Origin of the sequence: Thermopolyspora sp. NPDC052614 (assembly GCF_040678635.1) — a bacterium.
Classification (GTDB): domain Bacteria; phylum Actinomycetota; class Actinomycetes; order Streptosporangiales; family Streptosporangiaceae; genus Thermopolyspora.
Genome location: NZ_JBFATZ010000010.1, coordinates 139958 through 155273, shown reverse-complemented (window position 1 = coordinate 155273; position 15316 = coordinate 139958). Strand labels below are relative to the sequence as shown.

The following is a 15316-nucleotide window of genomic DNA, read 5'->3' as shown; positions in this document are numbered from 1 at the left end:
TGACGACGAAGATGACGAACCAGACCACGCCAGGGCCGCGCGCCGGCGGACGACTCAAGGTCGCCGCCGCGGCCCTGCTCGCCCCGATCATGCTCGCCGTCCCGTTCGTCCTGCTCGCCGGGTGCGGCATCGAGCCGACCGACGTGATCGACGAGGGCCCGGCGCCGGTGATCAGAGCCAGGTCCACGCTCACCACCGTCTACCTGCTGCGCGACGACCGGCTGGCGCCGAAGAACATCGTGGTCGCCTCCGGCTCGGTCGAGGACACCGTCAAGGCGCTGTTCCAGGCCGGCGAGCGCTCCCACGACGGGGTGACCACCGCGCTGACCGGCCTGCGCCTGGAGCAGACCTACGTCACCCGCTACGACGTCAAGGCGGGCGGGCGCAACGGGCCGGACAACCCGCTCGGCCTGCGCCTGCATGTGATCGTGAACGGCTCGGCGAAGCTCACCGAGACGGCCAAGGCCCAGATCACCTGTACGGCGATGCTCCGCCAGGAGATCTGGGCCGTCAAACTCACCCACACCACCCCGGACGGCCCGGTGGCGGCCGGGGAGCACACCTGCCGCGAGTACTGGCCGCTCGCCGCCAAGGACGTGCAACTGCCGCCGTGACCCCGGAGACGACGACGCCGGGCCGTACCGAAAAGGCACGACCCGGCGTCCGAAATCACATTTCAGGGGTCACGCTATGGCGTGATGTCCTCCAGCATCTCGGTCACCAGCGCGGCGATCGGGGAACGCTCCGAGCGGGTGAGCGTGACGTGCGCGAACAGCGGATGCCCCTTGAGCTTCTCCACCACCGCGACCACGCCGTCGTGCCGCCCGACCCGCAGGTTGTCGCGCTGGGCGATGTCGTGGGTGAGCACCACCCGCGAGTTCGCCCCGATCCGCGACAGCACGGTGAGCAGCACGCCGCGTTCCAGCGACTGCGCCTCGTCCACGATCACGAACGCGTCGTGCAGCGACCGGCCGCGGATGTGCGTGAGCGGCAGCACCTCCAGCATGCCCCGGTCGAGGACCTCCTCGATCACCTCGGGCGTGGTGACCGCGCCGAGCGTGTCGTAGACGGCCTGCGCCCACGGCCCCATCTTGTCGTTCTCGGATCCGGGCAGGTAGCCGAGCTCCTGCCCGCCGACCGCGTACAGCGGCCGGAAGACGATGACCTTGCGGTGCTGCCGCCGTTCCAGCACGGCCTCCAGGCCCGCGCACAGCGCCAGGGCGGACTTTCCGGTGCCGGCCCGGCCGCCCATCGACACGATGCCGACCTCGGGATCCATGAGCAGGTCGAGGGCGATGCGTTGCTCGGCCGAGCGGCCGTGCAGGCCGAACACCTCGCGGTCGCCGCGCACCAGGCGTACCGACTTGTCGGGAAGCACCCGGCCGAGCGCCGAGCCCTTCGCCGACAGCAGCCGCAGGCCGGTGTGGCAGGGCAGGTCGCGGGCCTCCTCGATGTCGGCGCCGCCGTACTCGAAAAGCCGCTCGATGTCCTCGGTGGCCACCTGCAGCTCGGCCATGCCCGTCCAGCCGGACTCGATCACCTGCCCGGCGCGGTACTCCTCCGCGGACAGGCCGATCGAGGCGGCTTTCACCCGCATCGGCAGGTCCTTCGACACCAGCACCACGTCGTGTCCCTCGACGGCGAGCGCCTTCGCCACGGTCAGGATGCGGGTGTCGTTGTCGCCCAGCCGGAACCCGGCCGGCAGGATCGTGGGGTCGCTGTGATTGAGCTCGACCCGGATCGTCCCCTCGCCGATGGGCATCGGCTCGTCCAGCCGCCCGTGCCTGGTCCGCAGATCGTCGAGGAATCGCAGCGCCTTGCGCGCGAAGTAGCCGAGTTCGGGGTGGTGGCGCTTGGCCTCGAGCTCGGTGATGACGACGATCGGAAGGACCACGTCGTGCTCGGCGAACCGGGTCATCGCGGCCGGGTCCGCCAGCAGGACCGAGGTGTCCACCACATAGGTGCGCCGGGTGTCAGGCGCTCCGGTGGGCGGGTAGGTCGGGTCGGATGGGTCGAAGGACATCGAGGACACTGCCACGCGTTCTCCCCCGGGCGCCTTCGCTGGACGCCCTGCCAGATGAGGTGCTTATCGGACCGGACCCGCTCGGCGCCCGCACCAGGAGGCGGCGCCGGGGTCCGGCCCTCCTCGCTGGGACGTAGCGCAAGGACGGGCCCTCTCCCGAGGTAGGCGATAGGTCATGCCTACTTCTTACGGTACGTCCTGAAGGAAAAGTTGCCCAGTGTCCGATTGTGGCCGTAACGGGGTGTTTACCGGCCTGATCAGGAACCGTACCGCCGGTGACGTGCGGCGTACGAGCGAAGCGCCCGCAGGAAGTCCACCCTGCGGAAGTCGGGCCAGTAGGCCTCGCAGAAGTAGAACTCCGAGTGAGCGCTCTGCCACAGCAGGAATCCCGACAGACGCTGCTCGCCGGAGGTCCGGATAAGCAGATCGGGGTCGGGCTGACCGCGCGTGTAGAGATGCTCGGCGATGTGCTCCACATCGAGGACCTCGACAAGCTCCTCGATGCTCGCGCCCGTGCTGGCGTGCTCCTGAAGGAGAGAGCGCACCGCATCAGCGATCTCACGTCTTCCTCCATACCCAACCGCAACGTTCACAATCAGGCCTGGACGATGGGAAGTGAGTTCCTTTGCGTCTTTGAGAACGCGGGCGGTGTGATCGGGCAGCAGGTCGAGGGCGCCCATGGGGTTGATGTGCCAGCCTCCGTCGACGAGGCGCTGCACGGTGTTCTCGATGATCTCGATGAGGGGGTCCAGTTCCTCCTTGGCGCGGCTGATGTTCTCGCTCGACAGCAGCCAGACGGTGACGATCTCGACGCCCGCCTCGCGGCACCACACGAGCAGCTCGGAGATCTTGTCGGCGCCCTTCTGGTGGCCGCGGCTGACGTCCTGCATGCCCATCGCGCGGGCCCAGCGCCGGTTGCCGTCCACGATCACGCCGACGTGCTTGGGGATCGGGGCGGTCGCGAGTTTGGCCTCAAGCCGGCGCTCGTACAAGCGGTAGACGAGATCACGCAGGCCCATGGGTTCCCTTCCTCCCCGTCCGAACACAACGAGCCATTATCACCGCCTCGGGCCCGTGTGGTGGCCCCGAACCAGGTTGCTGTTCGGTTCCGGCTCGTCCCGCGTCTGTGACATCCGATCCCAGGGCGCGCTCGCGTCTCCGGGCCCGCCGGACACCGCGTTCCCCCGGCCCGGTACGGCTCGCGCGACGAGAACGGAACGAGCCGGACCGGGCCAGGCGGAACACGCAAAGGCGTGCCCGGCGCCGTTGGCGGGCACGCCGGCCTTGCGGAATCAGCCCAGTCGCTTGACCAGCCGGTCGTACTCCTCCCACAGCTCCTTGGGCAGATGGTCGCCGAAGGTCTCGAAGTGCCCGGGGATCAGGGCCGCCTCCTGCCGCCAGATGTCACGGTCGACCGTGAGCAGCAGGTCCAGGTCCTCCCTCGACAGCTCGAGGCCCTCGACGTCGAGCGCGCCCTCGGCGGGCAGCAGGCCGATCGGCGTCTCGACGGCCTCGGCCTCGCCGTTGAGCCGCTCCACGATCCACTTCAGCACGCGGCTGTTCTCGCCGTAGCCCGGCCACACGAACCGGCCCTCGGCGTCCTTGCGGAACCAGTTGACGTAGTAGATCCGGGGCAGCTTGTCCCGGTCGGCCGACTGCCCGATCTTGATCCAGTGGCCGAAGTAGTCGCCCATGTTGTAGCCGCAGAACGGCAGCATCGCGAACGGGTCGCGGCGCAGCTCGCCGACCTTGCCCTCGGCCGCGGCGGTCTTCTCCGAGGCGACGTTCGCGCCGATGAACACGCCGTGCTCCCAGCCGAACGACTCGGTGACCAGCGGCACGGCGGTGGCGCGGCGTCCGCCGAACAGGATCGCCGAGATCGGCACGCCCTTGGGGTCCTGCCACTCGCGGGCGATCGTCGGGCACTGCCCGGCCGGGGTGGTGAATCGGGCGTTCGGGTGCGCGGCCGGCTCGGGCGAGTCGGGCGTCCACGGGCGGCCCTTCCAGTCGGTGAGCCGCGCCGGGGGCTCGTCGGTGAGGCCCTCCCACCACACGTCGCCGTCCTCGGTGAGGGCAACATTGGTGAAGATGCTGTTGCCCCACAACGTCTCGATCGCGTTGGCGTTCGTCGACATGCCGGTGCCCGGGGCGACGCCGAAGAAGCCCGCCTCGGGGTTGATCGCGTAGAGGCGGCCGTCCTCGCCGAAGCGCATCCAGGCGATGTCGTCGCCGATCGTCTCGACCTTCCAGCCCGGGATGGTCGGCTGGAGCATCGCCAGGTTCGTCTTGCCGCACGCCGACGGGAACGCGGCGGCGATGTAGCGGGCCTCGCCCTTCGGCGGGGTGAGCTTGAGGATCAGCATGTGCTCGGCGAGCCAGCCCTCGTCGCGGGCCATCACGCTGGCGATGCGCAGCGCGTAGCACTTCTTGCCGAGCAGGGCGTTGCCGCCGTACCCGGACCCGTAGGACCAGATCTCGCGGGTCTCCGGGAAGTGGCTGATGTACTTGGTGGAGTTGCACGGCCAGGGCACGTCCTTCTGGCCGGGCTCAAGCGGCGCGCCCACCGAGTGCACGGCCTTGACGAACTCGCCGCCCTCCTCGATCAGGCGCAGTGCGTCGTCGCCCATCCGGGTCATGATCCGCATCGACACGGCCACGTACGCCGAGTCGGTGATCTCGACGCCCAACTGGGAGATCTCGCCGCCCAGCGGGCCCATGCAGAACGGCACCACGTACATGGTCCGGCCGCGCATGCAGCCCTTGAACAGCTCGCCGAAGGTGCGGCGCATCTCGTCGGGGTCGATCCAGTTGTTGGTCGGACCGGCGTCCTCGGGGTCACGCGAGCAGATGAACGTGCGGTCCTCCACCCGGGCCACGTCGCTCGGGTCCGAGGAGGCGTGAAAACTGTTGGGCCGTGCGGCGAGGCGGGTGAAGGTTCCCTGGTCGCACAGCAGGTTGGTGAGGCGCGTCCACTCGGCCTCGGACCCGTCGCACCATTCGATCCTGTCGGGCTGGGTGAGCTCGGCGATCTCGTTGACCCATGCGGCCAGGTCGGCGCGGGTCGTCTTGCTGGTTGCCTCTGCGGTCACGGACACGACGGCGGCTCCTTAAGCTTCTCCGGCAAAAACATTTCATCGAAGAACCCGCACCGAATCCAATTGGCTTAGACCAGTTTGGATGGAGTCTCTCCGACGGCGATCGAGCCGCCGTGCGGGAGCTGTTTCGCAGATGTTCCAGACCGGTAAATTTGAGCGGCACGGTGCCTGTCGTGACCCCGACCACCTGCACGTCAAGCGGCATTCCGGTGACGGCACAGCGGCTCGGGGCCGCGATGGCTTCGGTGGAGCCTACCCATCGGAATGATTCTTAAAAAAACTTCTCCCAGTGATTTGGGCTACACTCGGTTGCCGGTGGGAGGATGATTGGTATAGGCCAATGATGTTGGTCTAGTCCGCCGGGGCGATTGGTTTAGTCCACTGGACCGGGCGGTTCAGTCCGTCAGATCGGGCCCGGCCGCGCGCACCCGGTCCACGTGGTGCAGGGCATCGCGCAGGTCGGCGAGCCAGGTGTCGGTGCGCTGGCCGACCAGGCGTACGCACCAGGCGAGCGCGTCGCTGCGGCTGCGCGCGACCCCCGCCGCGACCAAGGTGTCGAGAACGCGTCGCTCGGGCTGCCGCAACCGGGTCATCACCGGCACCGACAGGGTGGTGAACATCACAGTTTCCCCGCCCGCGACGACGCCCCAGGACACCTTGCGGCGGAACCGGTGCTCGGCCTCCCGGGCGATCTCGATCCGCCGCTGCCGCGTCTCCTCCCGGAACCGGGCGACCAGCCCCTCCATCGTCGCCGCCCGCTCGGCCTCGGACGCGTCCTGCGCGAACTCGGGCTCCGGCAGCGTGCCCAGGATCGTGATCTCCTCCCGGTCCAGCACGATCTCGTGCCGCCCGCCGAACCACTCCTCCGGCAACCGCCCGTTGAACCAGCCCTTGATGATCTCTTCGTCATTTGTCATGTAATCATGATTACAGCAATGCACGGCGCGATCCACCCGTCGGCCTTCGCCCAGAACGAACGATCCCTTCGCTCCTTTTTGATAGATACTCTCTTTTGTGTGATAGAGTCATTTCCTGCCGCTGCCGCCGACGCTGCCGTCGGCCGCGCGGCACGTCGGCCGACCGTGTGACCTGCTCGAACGAGACGGGAGAATGGCGGATATGACCACACCCGTGTCAGCCGGGCGCCCTGACGGGCTGCGTGAGCGCAAGAAGGCCAAGACGCGGCGGACGATTCAGGAGCAGGCGCTGCGGTTGTTCGCCGAGCAGGGGTACGACGCGACGACCGTCGAGCAGATCGCGGAGGCGGCGGAGGTATCGCCTAGCACCTTTTTCCGCTATTTCCCGACAAAGGAAGACGTTGTCCTTCAGGACGACTACGACGTCCTGTTGCAGGCCGCACTGGCCGGGCAGCCCGCCGACGCCCCCCTGGGCGTCGCCCTCCGCGAGATGTTCCGCCAGTCCTTCGCCCAGATCTCGGCGGAGGAGGAGAAGGACATCCTCACCAGGGCCCGGCTCCAGATGTCCATCCCGGCGCTACGCGCCCGCACCCTCGACAACCTGCTCAGCACGGTGGCCACCCTCTCGGCGGGAATCGCCGAGCGCTCCGGGCGCGAGCCGCACGATCCCGAGATCCGCGCCCTCTGCGGAGCGATCATGGGGGTCCTGGTGACCACGCTGCTCGCCTGGGTCAACCAGGACGGCCACCGCCCCCTCGGCGAAATGGTGGACGAGGCCCTCAAACACCTCGTCGAAGGCTTCGGCGGCTGACACCGACGCACCCGATCAGCGCACTCGGGCCGCGACCTCCGGACTGACGCGGACCACGCCGGCGAGATTGGTCGTGTAGATCGGCGCGATCTTGACGACGTCGCCGGTGCGGGGGGCGTGCAGCATCTTGCCATCGCCCCAGTAGATCGCCACGTGGGAGATGTAGCCGGGGTTGGTCGGGTCGCCGCGCCAGAACAGCAGGTCGCCCGGCCGCGCCTCGGAGAGCGGGACCTGCGGCCCGGTCGCCCACTGCTGGTTGGTGACGCGCGGCATCCGCACCCCGGCCTGGGCGTAGGCCCACTGCACGAGCCCCGAGCAGTCGAACGCGTCCGGCCCCTCGGCGCCCCACACGTACGGGCTGCCGATCTTCCCGGCGGCGGCGGTCAGGGCCGTGCGGATCTGATCGGCCGACATCAGCGAATCCGTCGGCCAGTCCGTGCGCTGCTCCGGCGCGACGCCGCCGGATCCCCCGCCCCCGGATCCCTCGTTCCCGCTTCCCCCGCCACCGGTTCCGCCGCCGCCCGCGGGGTTGTTCCCGTTCGCGTCCCCGGTGCCGTCCCCCGCCGGACGCCGCGGCTCGATGAGCACGGGATTGATCGTGACGATCTGCGTGCCCTTGGGCAGGACCCGCAGCAGACGCAGCCGCAGCCGGGCCGAGTCGGTCTTGGGGGCGCTCACGATCAGCGCGTTCCCCTCGGGGATGCCGAGCGACCGGGCCGTCTGCCGGGACACGACCGCGTCGATCGAGCCGATGCCGACCGTGGCCCAGGCCCCGACCCGCAGCCGCCGCCCGCCCGCGTCCACCGTGGACCCCAGCTTGACCCCGCCGTCCCTGCCGAGCACGAACGAGACGGCCACGTCGCCACCGGCCACGTTGCGCCACAACCCGTCCGCCGTCGCGGTGATCTTCGGGGTGTACGACCGGAACGTGGAGGGGTTCACGCCCATCGTGTGCACCCGCTTGCCGTCGATCGTCACCTCGGCGGCGTCGACCACCTCCGTCGCCGTCACGCCCCGCACCCGGCGTACCCGCTTCACGGCCGCGCGGGACAGCGGGCGGTTGGCCACCACGAACAGGTGCGGCTCGCGCTGCCTTTCCAGCGGCGCCACATAAGCCGACGCGTTCCCCGCCGCCGACGCCCCTGCCCCCGCTCCCGCGCCTCCCGCCGATCCGGCGGCCCCCGTGCCGTCTCCGGAGGGCACGGTGCCGCCGGGGTCCTGCCGCACGGAGGCCACGTACCGGTTGGATTCCGCCTCCTGGCGCACCGCGACGCCGTCGGCCGCCGCCGGGGGCCGCTCACGGGCCGATAACTCGCCGAGCACCATCAGATCGGCGGTCAGCACGCCGACCAGCAGTACGGCGAGGGCCGGCACGAGCCTGCGCGGCGTCGGCCACCGTCTGCGGGCGGGCGGCGTCGCCTGCTGCGGATAGGCGACGCGCAGGAACCCGTGCTCGTCATAGACGTACGACGGAAAGGCGCCGGGGGGATACCCCGGATGCGGATACGCGATATGCGCCGGATATCCGCTTTGAAGCACAAATCCGGCAAACTGCTGCGGCGTCGGCTCCTGCGGGGAATCGGGGGAGATGCGCGCTCGCGGATCGAGCACCACACCACCCCTTTCGCCCGGTAAGGAACCGCCCAACGAGACTGCCGTAGATCACCCGGATCCGTCCACGGTTGTCATCGAATCGCTACCGCACAACAACGATCCGCCGGAGCGCATGCTCCGACGGATCGTCGAACGAGTCAGGATGTGATCCGGAATGTGAGCCGCCTCGCACGCCGCGAGACGCGCGGCACCAGGGGAATTCCCGGCCCGACCGGTCGTCCCGATCGGCTCAGTTGCCCACGTACGGCACCGCGAGGAGGATCTCCACGGTGTTCTGTCGGCCGTTCGGCATGGTGTACGTCGCCTTCTCGCCGATCTTCTTGCCGTTGATCGCGGCGCCGAGCGGCGACTTCGGCGAATAGACGTCGATCGGGGCGCCGCTCTCCTCACGCGAGGCCAGCAGGAACGTGACCTCCTCGTCGTCGCCCTCGAACCGGATCGTCACCGTCATGCCGGGACCGACCACGCCCTCCGTGCGGGGCGCCTCACCGACCTTGGCGTTGTCGAGGAGCTGCCGAAGCTGGAGGATCCGCCCCTCCATCTTGCCCTGCTCCTCTTTGGCGGCGTGGTAGCCGCCGTTCTCCCTCAGGTCGCCCTCTTCGCGGGCGGCCTCGATCTTCTTGGCGATGTCGGTGCGCCCCGGGCCCGAAAGATACTCCAGCTCCGCCTTCAGGCGGTCGTACGCCTCCTGGGTCAGCCAGGTGACGTTGTCGGTGTGGGAGTCGGCCACGGGTTCTCCTTGCTGCCACTCAGGGTTGCGGGTCATGCGATTGCCGAGAGGCTAACCCCTCGGCGACTATTTCAAAAGACTCATTGTACGAGATAGCAGTACTGGATCTGGCCGTTCGCGGCCGGTGCACTCGTCTCCAGCCGTTGGGTAAGGGTGACATTGTCCTCACCCGCCGCGATCTCGATCTCCCGGCTGCCGACCTCCGCCCCGGAGGCGTCCACCGCCCGCAACCGGCACACCGCCGTACGGTCGGCGGGCTTGCTCACCTGCAACGTCATCGGAAGGGCATGCGGGTCGCCGAGATCAAAGCTGATCAACTGGCCACGCACGTCCGGATTGCCGCGGCCGAGCACCATGACGTACCCCCAGCCCGCGCTGAGCGCGATGACGATTGCCCCGATGGCGGCATATGCCAGGAAACGCCCACCACTCCGCTCGCGGCGCGGACGCTCGGGGAAATCCTCGGGCCTGCCGAGGATCGGACCCGTGATCATCTGCGAGTCGGACTCCTCCGCCGCCATGGTGGAATCTCCCTGTGGTCTGTCGGTGTTGTCAGAGACAATTGTCCCCCACGGGGGACGACACACCCCCACATGCAAACGTAGCCGCTCCGGGCGATGCCCAGGACAGGAGACACCAGGCGTGAGTGCACCACTGAGGTTGATGGCCGTTCACGCGCACCCCGACGACGAGTCGAGCAAGGGCGCCGCCACCATGGCGCGTTATGTGGCCGAAGGCGTCGAGGTCCTGGTCGCCACCTGTACCGGCGGGGAACGCGGCTCGATCCTCAATCCGAAACTCGATCGCCCAGAGATCGCCGCGAACATCACCGAGATCCGCCGCCAGGAGATGGAGCGGGCCCGCGAGATCCTCGGCGTCCAGCAGCGCTTCCTCGGCTTCATCGACTCGGGCCTGCCCGAGGACGAGTCCGAGCCGCTGCCCGACGGCTGCTTCGCCCTGCAACCCCTGGAGAAGGCCGCCGCGCCGCTGGTGGCCGCGGTCCGCGAGTTCCGGCCGCACGTCATCCTCACCTACGACGACGACGGCGGCTACCCGCACCCCGACCACATCATGACCAACCGCGTCTCGGTCGAGGCGTTCGAGGCGGCGGGCGACCCCGACCGCTACCCCGGCCTGGGCGAGCCGTGGCAACCACTGAAGCTCTACTACCACATGGGCTTCAGCAAGGAGCGCTTCGAGGCGCTGCACGCGGCGATGACCGAGCGCGGCATGGGCTCGCCGTACGGGGACTGGATCGCCCGCTGGGAGGACCGCCCGCAGAAGTGGCCGGTCACCACGAAGGTGCGGTGCGAGGAGTACTTCGAGGTCCGCGACCGCGCGCTGCTCGCGCACGCCACACAGGTGGACCCCGACGGCTTCTTCTTCGTGTGCCCGCGCGAGCTGCAGCAGGAGATCTGGCCCACCGAGGACTACCACCTGGCCCGCTCGCTGGTCGACACCGAACTCCCGGAGGACGACCTGTTCACGGGCATCCACGCCGACGAGGTGTCCCCCGCCTGCCACTGATCCTGCGGCGGTACGACACAGCGACACCACAGCGACGCCACAGCAATGACACGGCGACGCCACGGGGACGACACGGCGACGACTGCAGCCGGGCGTCGGCCGCCGCCGTGACGGCCCGCAGGTCGTCGGCGAAACAGGGACGACCCGCCGGGCTCGCCCGCTCCACGAGCCCGGCGGCGACCGCCGCGAGACCCCCCCATACCGTCACTTGCCGTTTTATCTGCCGTTTTGGGTTCACCGTTTCCATCTGCCGTTTCCCGGCATTTACGGACTTGCCGTTGACCGGCTCGGCGGCGGCACCACCGGTGGCTGGTGGCAGACTTGAGGGGTGACCGCATACAACCTCGACACCAACCTGGTGACCCCGGGAGTCCTCGGGTTCCTGGTGGTCGCCGCGATCGGGTTGGCGCTGTACTTCCTGATCAAGTCGATGAACAAGCAGATCTCGAAGATCGAGGTTCCGCACGAGGCCGACCTCGCCCGCGAGAACCAGGCCGCCCGCCAAGCCGCCACCGGCAACCATGACCGGCCGGTCGCGCCGGGCAAGAAGGAATAGAAAGACATGTCCGACGCCATCGAGGTCGCCGACAACCCGCAGGCGACCCGCTTCGAGCTGTCACTCAACGGCAAGGTCGTCGGCTTCGCCGACTACATCCTCAAGGGCGGCACGATCATCCTCACCCACACCGAAGTGCAGCCCGAGTTCGAGGGCCGGGGCCTCGCCGCCCGCCTGGCCCGCACCGCCCTCGACGCCGCCCGCGACGCCGGCCTCACCGTCATCCCCCGCTGCCCGTACATCGCCTCCTACATCGAGCGCCACCCCGAATACGCCGACCTCCTCGCCCGCTCCGCCAAGGACTCCACAAGCGAGTCCTGAAGATCAAAGCCAAGGAGACACCTCGGCACGAAATGCGCACGAAATGCGCACGCCCCACCATCGACCCGCACGACTCCCAAGCAGCACGGATGTGCTTCCCGTCCCCCTTGCCGGGTAGCCGCCCACTACCTCCCTCCTGCGCCGACCCCGACTACGAGGACCACGAACGCTCCAGCGCCTTCGGCAGACCCCACCAGCCGAGCGGCGTGAGCACCTCGTTGTCGTCCACGACGCCGAGCACCTGCCACAAGGGCGTGACGGCGGCGAACAGCGTCTCGGTGGCGTCCAGATCGCCCAACCCGTCCAGATCATCGCCGACTTCGTCGATGTCGGTGTCCACATCCTCGGACTCGGCGATCATCCGGGCGATCCGCTCGGGCGACGCGAGCACCCCGGGCCCCCGCCGCGCCAGCGCGGCCACCGCCGCCAGCCAGTCCGGGTAGTCGATCGCGCACAGCGAGGCCAGCACCGAGTCCTCCGTGCTGAGCTCCGCGTCCAGGTCGGTGAACTCCTCCACGGTGTCCTGATCCTCGGGCAGATCCGAGATCGGCCCCGCGATCCCCGCGGCCACCGCCAGCCACAGCTCCTCGTCGCCCTCCGGCACCGGCTCGTCGTCAAACCCCGCGCAGGCCCGCAACACGTTCCCCGGATACCCCGGTTCGCCCAGCAGGGCGCGCAGCCGTACGGCCGCCTCCCTCAATTCCGCGTCCGGCCGCACCGGCTGCGGCAACTCGGCGAGAATGCGCCGCAACTCGGCAAGCGCGAACGCCTCCTGCTCGTCCCGCTCCGCGAACAGCTCATCATCCTGCTCGTCGGTGACCGCCACCCCCGGCACCCGCCCATCCGGCAGCGCCGTCCGCAACCACCGCTCCTGCAACTGCTCATACACGGCCCGCGCGTCCGCGTCCCCCGCGGCCAGCCGATCGGGATCCACCACCCCGGCCGCCACCTGCTCCTCCAGGTACCGCACAAGCCGCTCATGCATCTCGCGGGCCACCGGCCCCCGCTCATCCTCATCGGCCCACACGAAGTACCCACGGGTCAGCAACATCGGCTCGGTCCCCGTCGACTCCAGCCACCGCTGCACATCCCCAACGGTCGCCTTCCCGGACTCGATACTCCGCAACGCCTCCCGCGCCGACTCCCAGAACACCGGCGTCAACGCCCGCCCCGCGTCCTCCATCTCCCGCCGCAACCCGGGCAACGCCACCAAAGCCTGCCCCGACGGCACCGCCAGCAACGCCCGCGCCACGTCCCGCCGAGTCAGCTCACCCACGGGCCGCCCCGAGTGCTTGCTCACAAAGTCCAAGTCCGGATTCACGACCAGCGAGCCTACGCCCCCACCCACACCAAGAAAAGGAACCACCGCCACGACGGGTCTCTCTACGACGCGCCCACCAGCGTCTCCCCATCCCAGGGCCACATACCCCTATTTCAGGACAGAAAGATACATTCGATACGCCATTAGGCATTCACATTGCGTGATCCTCGTACGCGGCCGATGATGACCATCATGCGAGGGCGCATGTGGATATGGGTCGGGGCCACGGTCACGATGGCGGCTCTGACGGGCCTGGCTGTCCACCTCGCCTGGGTCGGCCTCGACGATGCGGACAAGCTGGCCAGCGTGCTCAGCCTGTTCGTGGGGGTGGCCGGACTCGGCGTGACGATATACGGGCTGGTCACGGACCGGAAGAGCGGCAACGGCGGCCACGAAGCGCCCAGCCCGCAGGACAGGCCGAACGTCACGGCCTCGGGCGAGCGGTCGATCGCAATTGGCGGTGACAACACCGGAATCGTCTCCACCGGAGACGACACGACCAACACTCAACTGCGGTGAAACCACGTAAACGATGGTGGCGTCGATCAGCGCCGAACGACACCGCAGATGCCAAACCGGCGGATGCGCCATCCACCAGCACACACGAAACGCCTCCAGTGGCTCGGGAGGCCGCGCCCACGTCCGGACCCCGCTCGGTCGAAGTGGGCGGAAACAACCCCGGCATCATCTCCACCGGCGACCACACGATCAATCAGCAGACGGTGCTACCGGCGGAGGCGTTACGGCCGCTTGAACAGGTGACCGCCCCGCCGCGCCTGGTAAATGTGCCCAAGCACGAGCAGGTTTTCGTCGGACGCGGCGAGGAACTGTCCAAGCTCGAACGGTCGCTGGCCGGTTCCGGACGAGTGGTGGTGGCGGCCGTACACGGGCTGGGAGGCATCGGCAAGTCCACGCTGGCCGCCCACTACGCCGCCGAGCAGGCCCAGACCGGAAGGTTCAACCCGGTGTGGTGGATCACTGCCGACACACCTGCCTCGATCGAAGCCGGACTCGCCGCCCTCGCAACCGAGCTGCAGCCGGAACTGGCAGCGGCGCTACCCTCGCCCGTGCTGGCCCAACGGGCGGTCCGCTGGCTGGCCTGTCATCCCGACTGGCTACTGGTGCTCGACAACGTCACCCACCCGGACCACATCACCGACCTGCTGGGCCGTACCTTGGTTGGGCACGTACTGGTGACCAGCAGACTCAGCACCGGCTGGCACCAACTGAACGCCTCGTTACTACGCCTGGACGTGTTGACCGAGGACGAGTCGATCGACCTGCTGACCCGGCTCGCCGCCAACGGCAACGACAGCCCCGACCTCGACGGCGCGGCCGAACTGGTACGGGAACTGGGTTGCCTGCCCCTCGCCATCGAGCAGGCGGGGGCCTACCTGCACCAAACTTCGCTGTCCCCCCGCGCCTACTTGAACCTGCTCACCGAGCACCCGGCGGCCATGTACGGCCAGGCCGCCCCTGGTACCGAGGCCAATCGCACCATCGCGCGAATCTGGCGGCTCACCCTCTCACAGTTCACCGACACGCCCTTGGGGATTGATCTGCTACGCATCCTGGCTTGGTATGCCCCAGAGGCGATCCCTCGCGGCATCCTCAGTGGCTTCGCCGAGCCTCCGCAGCTACAGCAGGCCCTTGGCACCCTGGCCGCCTACAGCATGATCACCCTGGACAACACCAGCATCACCGTCCACCGCCTGGTTCAAACCATCGCCCGCACCCCAGACCCTGATGATCCGCACCGTCAACGCACCGACATCCGCACCGCCCTTCAACAGGCCACAGCCCTTCTCGACGCCGCCCGCCCCACGACCCCCTATGCCGATCCAACCGGCTGGCCCACTTGGCGGGCTCTCCTGCCGCACATCACCGACCTGACCATCCACTCATCCCCCGATAGCGATACCCTCCACACAGCCCACTTGCTCAACCAGCTCGGACTGTTCCTTGGCAACCAAGGTGACCTCATCCGCGCCATCGATTGCCATAGACGCGCGCATGCCGCGTGCCAGCGACTGCTCGGCGATAACCATCCCGACACCCTGAACACACGCATTAGCTTGGCCTCCGCTCACCAAAGCGTCGGAGACCTCGATCGTGCCATCTCCCTGTATGAACACACCCTGACCACGCAGGAACGAGTGCTCGGTGACGACCACCCCGCCACCCTAATCACACGCAACAACCTCGCCGGCGCTTACGAACTGGCCGGAGACCTCGATCGTGCCATCTCCCTGTATGAACACACCCTGACCACGCAGGAACGAGTGCTCGGTGACGACCACCCCGCCACCCTGACCACACGCAACAACCTCGCCCACGCTTACCAAAGCGCCGGAGACCTCGATCGTGCCATCTCCCTGTATGAACACACCCTGACCACGCG

General features: G+C 68.5%; 15 protein-coding genes. 7 read left to right on the top strand and 8 right to left on the bottom strand.

What is annotated here, in order from left to right; genetic code table 11:
* The first annotated feature begins 11 nt into the window (after positions 1-11).
* Entirely contained in the window at positions 12-614 is a 603-nt protein-coding gene (locus AB0K60_RS22265) for a hypothetical protein (protein ID WP_364057992.1), read from the top strand.
* Between the two features lie 74 nt (positions 615-688).
* Here the strand turns inward: AB0K60_RS22265 and AB0K60_RS22260 are convergent, their stop codons facing one another.
* The 4 genes from AB0K60_RS22260 to AB0K60_RS22245 all read right to left on the bottom strand — a co-directional run bounded on the left by AB0K60_RS22260 (position 689) and on the right by AB0K60_RS22245 (position 6035).
* On the bottom strand, positions 689-2023 hold the full coding sequence (locus AB0K60_RS22260) for a PhoH family protein (protein ID WP_364058450.1): 1335 nt from the start codon (positions 2021-2023) through the stop codon (positions 689-691).
* Positions 2024-2280: 257 nt separating this feature from the next.
* Positions 2281-3042 carry an isoprenyl transferase gene (locus tag AB0K60_RS22255; RefSeq protein ID WP_364057989.1) on the bottom strand — a complete coding sequence of 254 codons (762 nt, stop codon included), beginning with the start codon at positions 3040-3042 and terminating at the stop codon, positions 2281-2283.
* 273 nt (positions 3043-3315) lie between these two features.
* The gene (locus AB0K60_RS22250) at positions 3316-5118 is read right to left on the bottom strand and encodes a phosphoenolpyruvate carboxykinase (GTP) (RefSeq protein WP_364057986.1); all 1803 of its coding nucleotides are present in this window, start codon (positions 5116-5118) and stop codon (positions 3316-3318) included.
* Between the two features lie 395 nt (positions 5119-5513).
* Positions 5514-6035 (bottom strand): hypothetical protein, encoded by a 522-nt coding sequence (locus AB0K60_RS22245; protein WP_364057983.1) that lies wholly within the window; start codon positions 6033-6035, stop codon positions 5514-5516.
* Between the two features lie 202 nt (positions 6036-6237).
* Here AB0K60_RS22245 and AB0K60_RS22240 point away from each other — a divergent pair, with 202 nt between their 5' ends.
* The gene (locus tag AB0K60_RS22240; RefSeq protein ID WP_364057980.1) at positions 6238-6846 is read left to right on the top strand and encodes a TetR family transcriptional regulator; all 609 of its coding nucleotides are present in this window, start codon (positions 6238-6240) and stop codon (positions 6844-6846) included.
* Positions 6847-6861: 15 nt separating this feature from the next.
* On the opposite strand, the gene AB0K60_RS22235 is transcribed toward AB0K60_RS22240, so the two are convergent.
* From AB0K60_RS22235 to AB0K60_RS22225, 3 genes are all read right to left on the bottom strand, one after another.
* Positions 6862-8457, bottom strand: a complete 1596-nt coding sequence (locus AB0K60_RS22235) for a C40 family peptidase (protein WP_364057977.1) — start codon at positions 8455-8457, stop codon at positions 6862-6864.
* Between the two features lie 232 nt (positions 8458-8689).
* A complete protein-coding gene (gene greA, locus AB0K60_RS22230; protein ID WP_364057974.1) occupies positions 8690-9190 on the bottom strand; it encodes a transcription elongation factor GreA in 501 nt (166 codons plus the stop codon).
* A gap of 80 nt (positions 9191-9270) precedes the next feature.
* Positions 9271-9711 (bottom strand): DUF4307 domain-containing protein, encoded by a 441-nt coding sequence (locus AB0K60_RS22225; RefSeq protein ID WP_364057971.1) that lies wholly within the window; start codon positions 9709-9711, stop codon positions 9271-9273.
* A gap of 121 nt (positions 9712-9832) precedes the next feature.
* Between AB0K60_RS22225 and mca the strand changes: the two genes are divergently transcribed.
* The 3 genes from mca to AB0K60_RS22210 all read left to right on the top strand — a co-directional run bounded on the left by mca (position 9833) and on the right by AB0K60_RS22210 (position 11594).
* Complete coding sequence (gene mca / locus AB0K60_RS22220) at positions 9833-10717, top strand: mycothiol conjugate amidase Mca (protein ID WP_364057968.1); 885 nt, start codon at positions 9833-9835, stop codon at positions 10715-10717.
* A gap of 328 nt (positions 10718-11045) precedes the next feature.
* Entirely contained in the window at positions 11046-11273 is a 228-nt protein-coding gene (locus AB0K60_RS22215; protein ID WP_364057965.1) for a hypothetical protein, read from the top strand.
* A gap of 6 nt (positions 11274-11279) precedes the next feature.
* Complete coding sequence (locus AB0K60_RS22210; protein ID WP_364057962.1) at positions 11280-11594, top strand: GNAT family N-acetyltransferase; 315 nt, start codon at positions 11280-11282, stop codon at positions 11592-11594.
* Between the two features lie 151 nt (positions 11595-11745).
* On the opposite strand, the gene AB0K60_RS22205 is transcribed toward AB0K60_RS22210, so the two are convergent.
* The gene (locus AB0K60_RS22205; protein ID WP_364057959.1) at positions 11746-12870 is read right to left on the bottom strand and encodes a hypothetical protein; all 1125 of its coding nucleotides are present in this window, start codon (positions 12868-12870) and stop codon (positions 11746-11748) included.
* A 225-nt stretch (positions 12871-13095) separates the two neighbouring features.
* Between AB0K60_RS22205 and AB0K60_RS22200 the strand changes: the two genes are divergently transcribed.
* Together AB0K60_RS22200 and fxsT are read left to right on the top strand one after the other, a co-directional pair.
* On the top strand, positions 13096-13434 hold the full coding sequence (locus AB0K60_RS22200) for a hypothetical protein (RefSeq protein ID WP_364057956.1): 339 nt from the start codon (positions 13096-13098) through the stop codon (positions 13432-13434).
* A 143-nt stretch (positions 13435-13577) separates the two neighbouring features.
* Positions 13578-15316 (top strand): FxSxx-COOH system tetratricopeptide repeat protein (gene fxsT, locus AB0K60_RS22195; RefSeq protein ID WP_364057953.1); only part of this gene is annotated, 1739 nt, incomplete at its 3' end.

Bases quoted from the DNA above. Each gene is read 5' to 3' on its own strand.
- AB0K60_RS22265 (WP_364057992.1), top strand. From the start codon at position 12: ATGACGAACCAGACCACGCCAGGGCCGCGCGCCGGCGGACGACTCAAG.
- AB0K60_RS22260 (WP_364058450.1), bottom strand. From the start codon at position 2,023: ATGTCCTTCGACCCATCCGACCCGACCTACCCGCCCACCGGAGCGCCT.
- AB0K60_RS22255 (WP_364057989.1), bottom strand. From the start codon at position 3,042: ATGGGCCTGCGTGATCTCGTCTACCGCTTGTACGAGCGCCGGCTTGAG.
- AB0K60_RS22245 (WP_364057983.1), bottom strand. From the start codon at position 6,035: ATGACAAATGACGAAGAGATCATCAAGGGCTGGTTCAACGGGCGGTTG.
- AB0K60_RS22240 (WP_364057980.1), top strand. From the start codon at position 6,238: ATGACCACACCCGTGTCAGCCGGGCGCCCTGACGGGCTGCGTGAGCGC.
- AB0K60_RS22225 (WP_364057971.1), bottom strand. From the start codon at position 9,711: ATGGCGGCGGAGGAGTCCGACTCGCAGATGATCACGGGTCCGATCCTC.
- AB0K60_RS22210 (WP_364057962.1), top strand. From the start codon at position 11,280: ATGTCCGACGCCATCGAGGTCGCCGACAACCCGCAGGCGACCCGCTTC.
- AB0K60_RS22200 (WP_364057956.1), top strand. From the start codon at position 13,096: ATGATGACCATCATGCGAGGGCGCATGTGGATATGGGTCGGGGCCACG.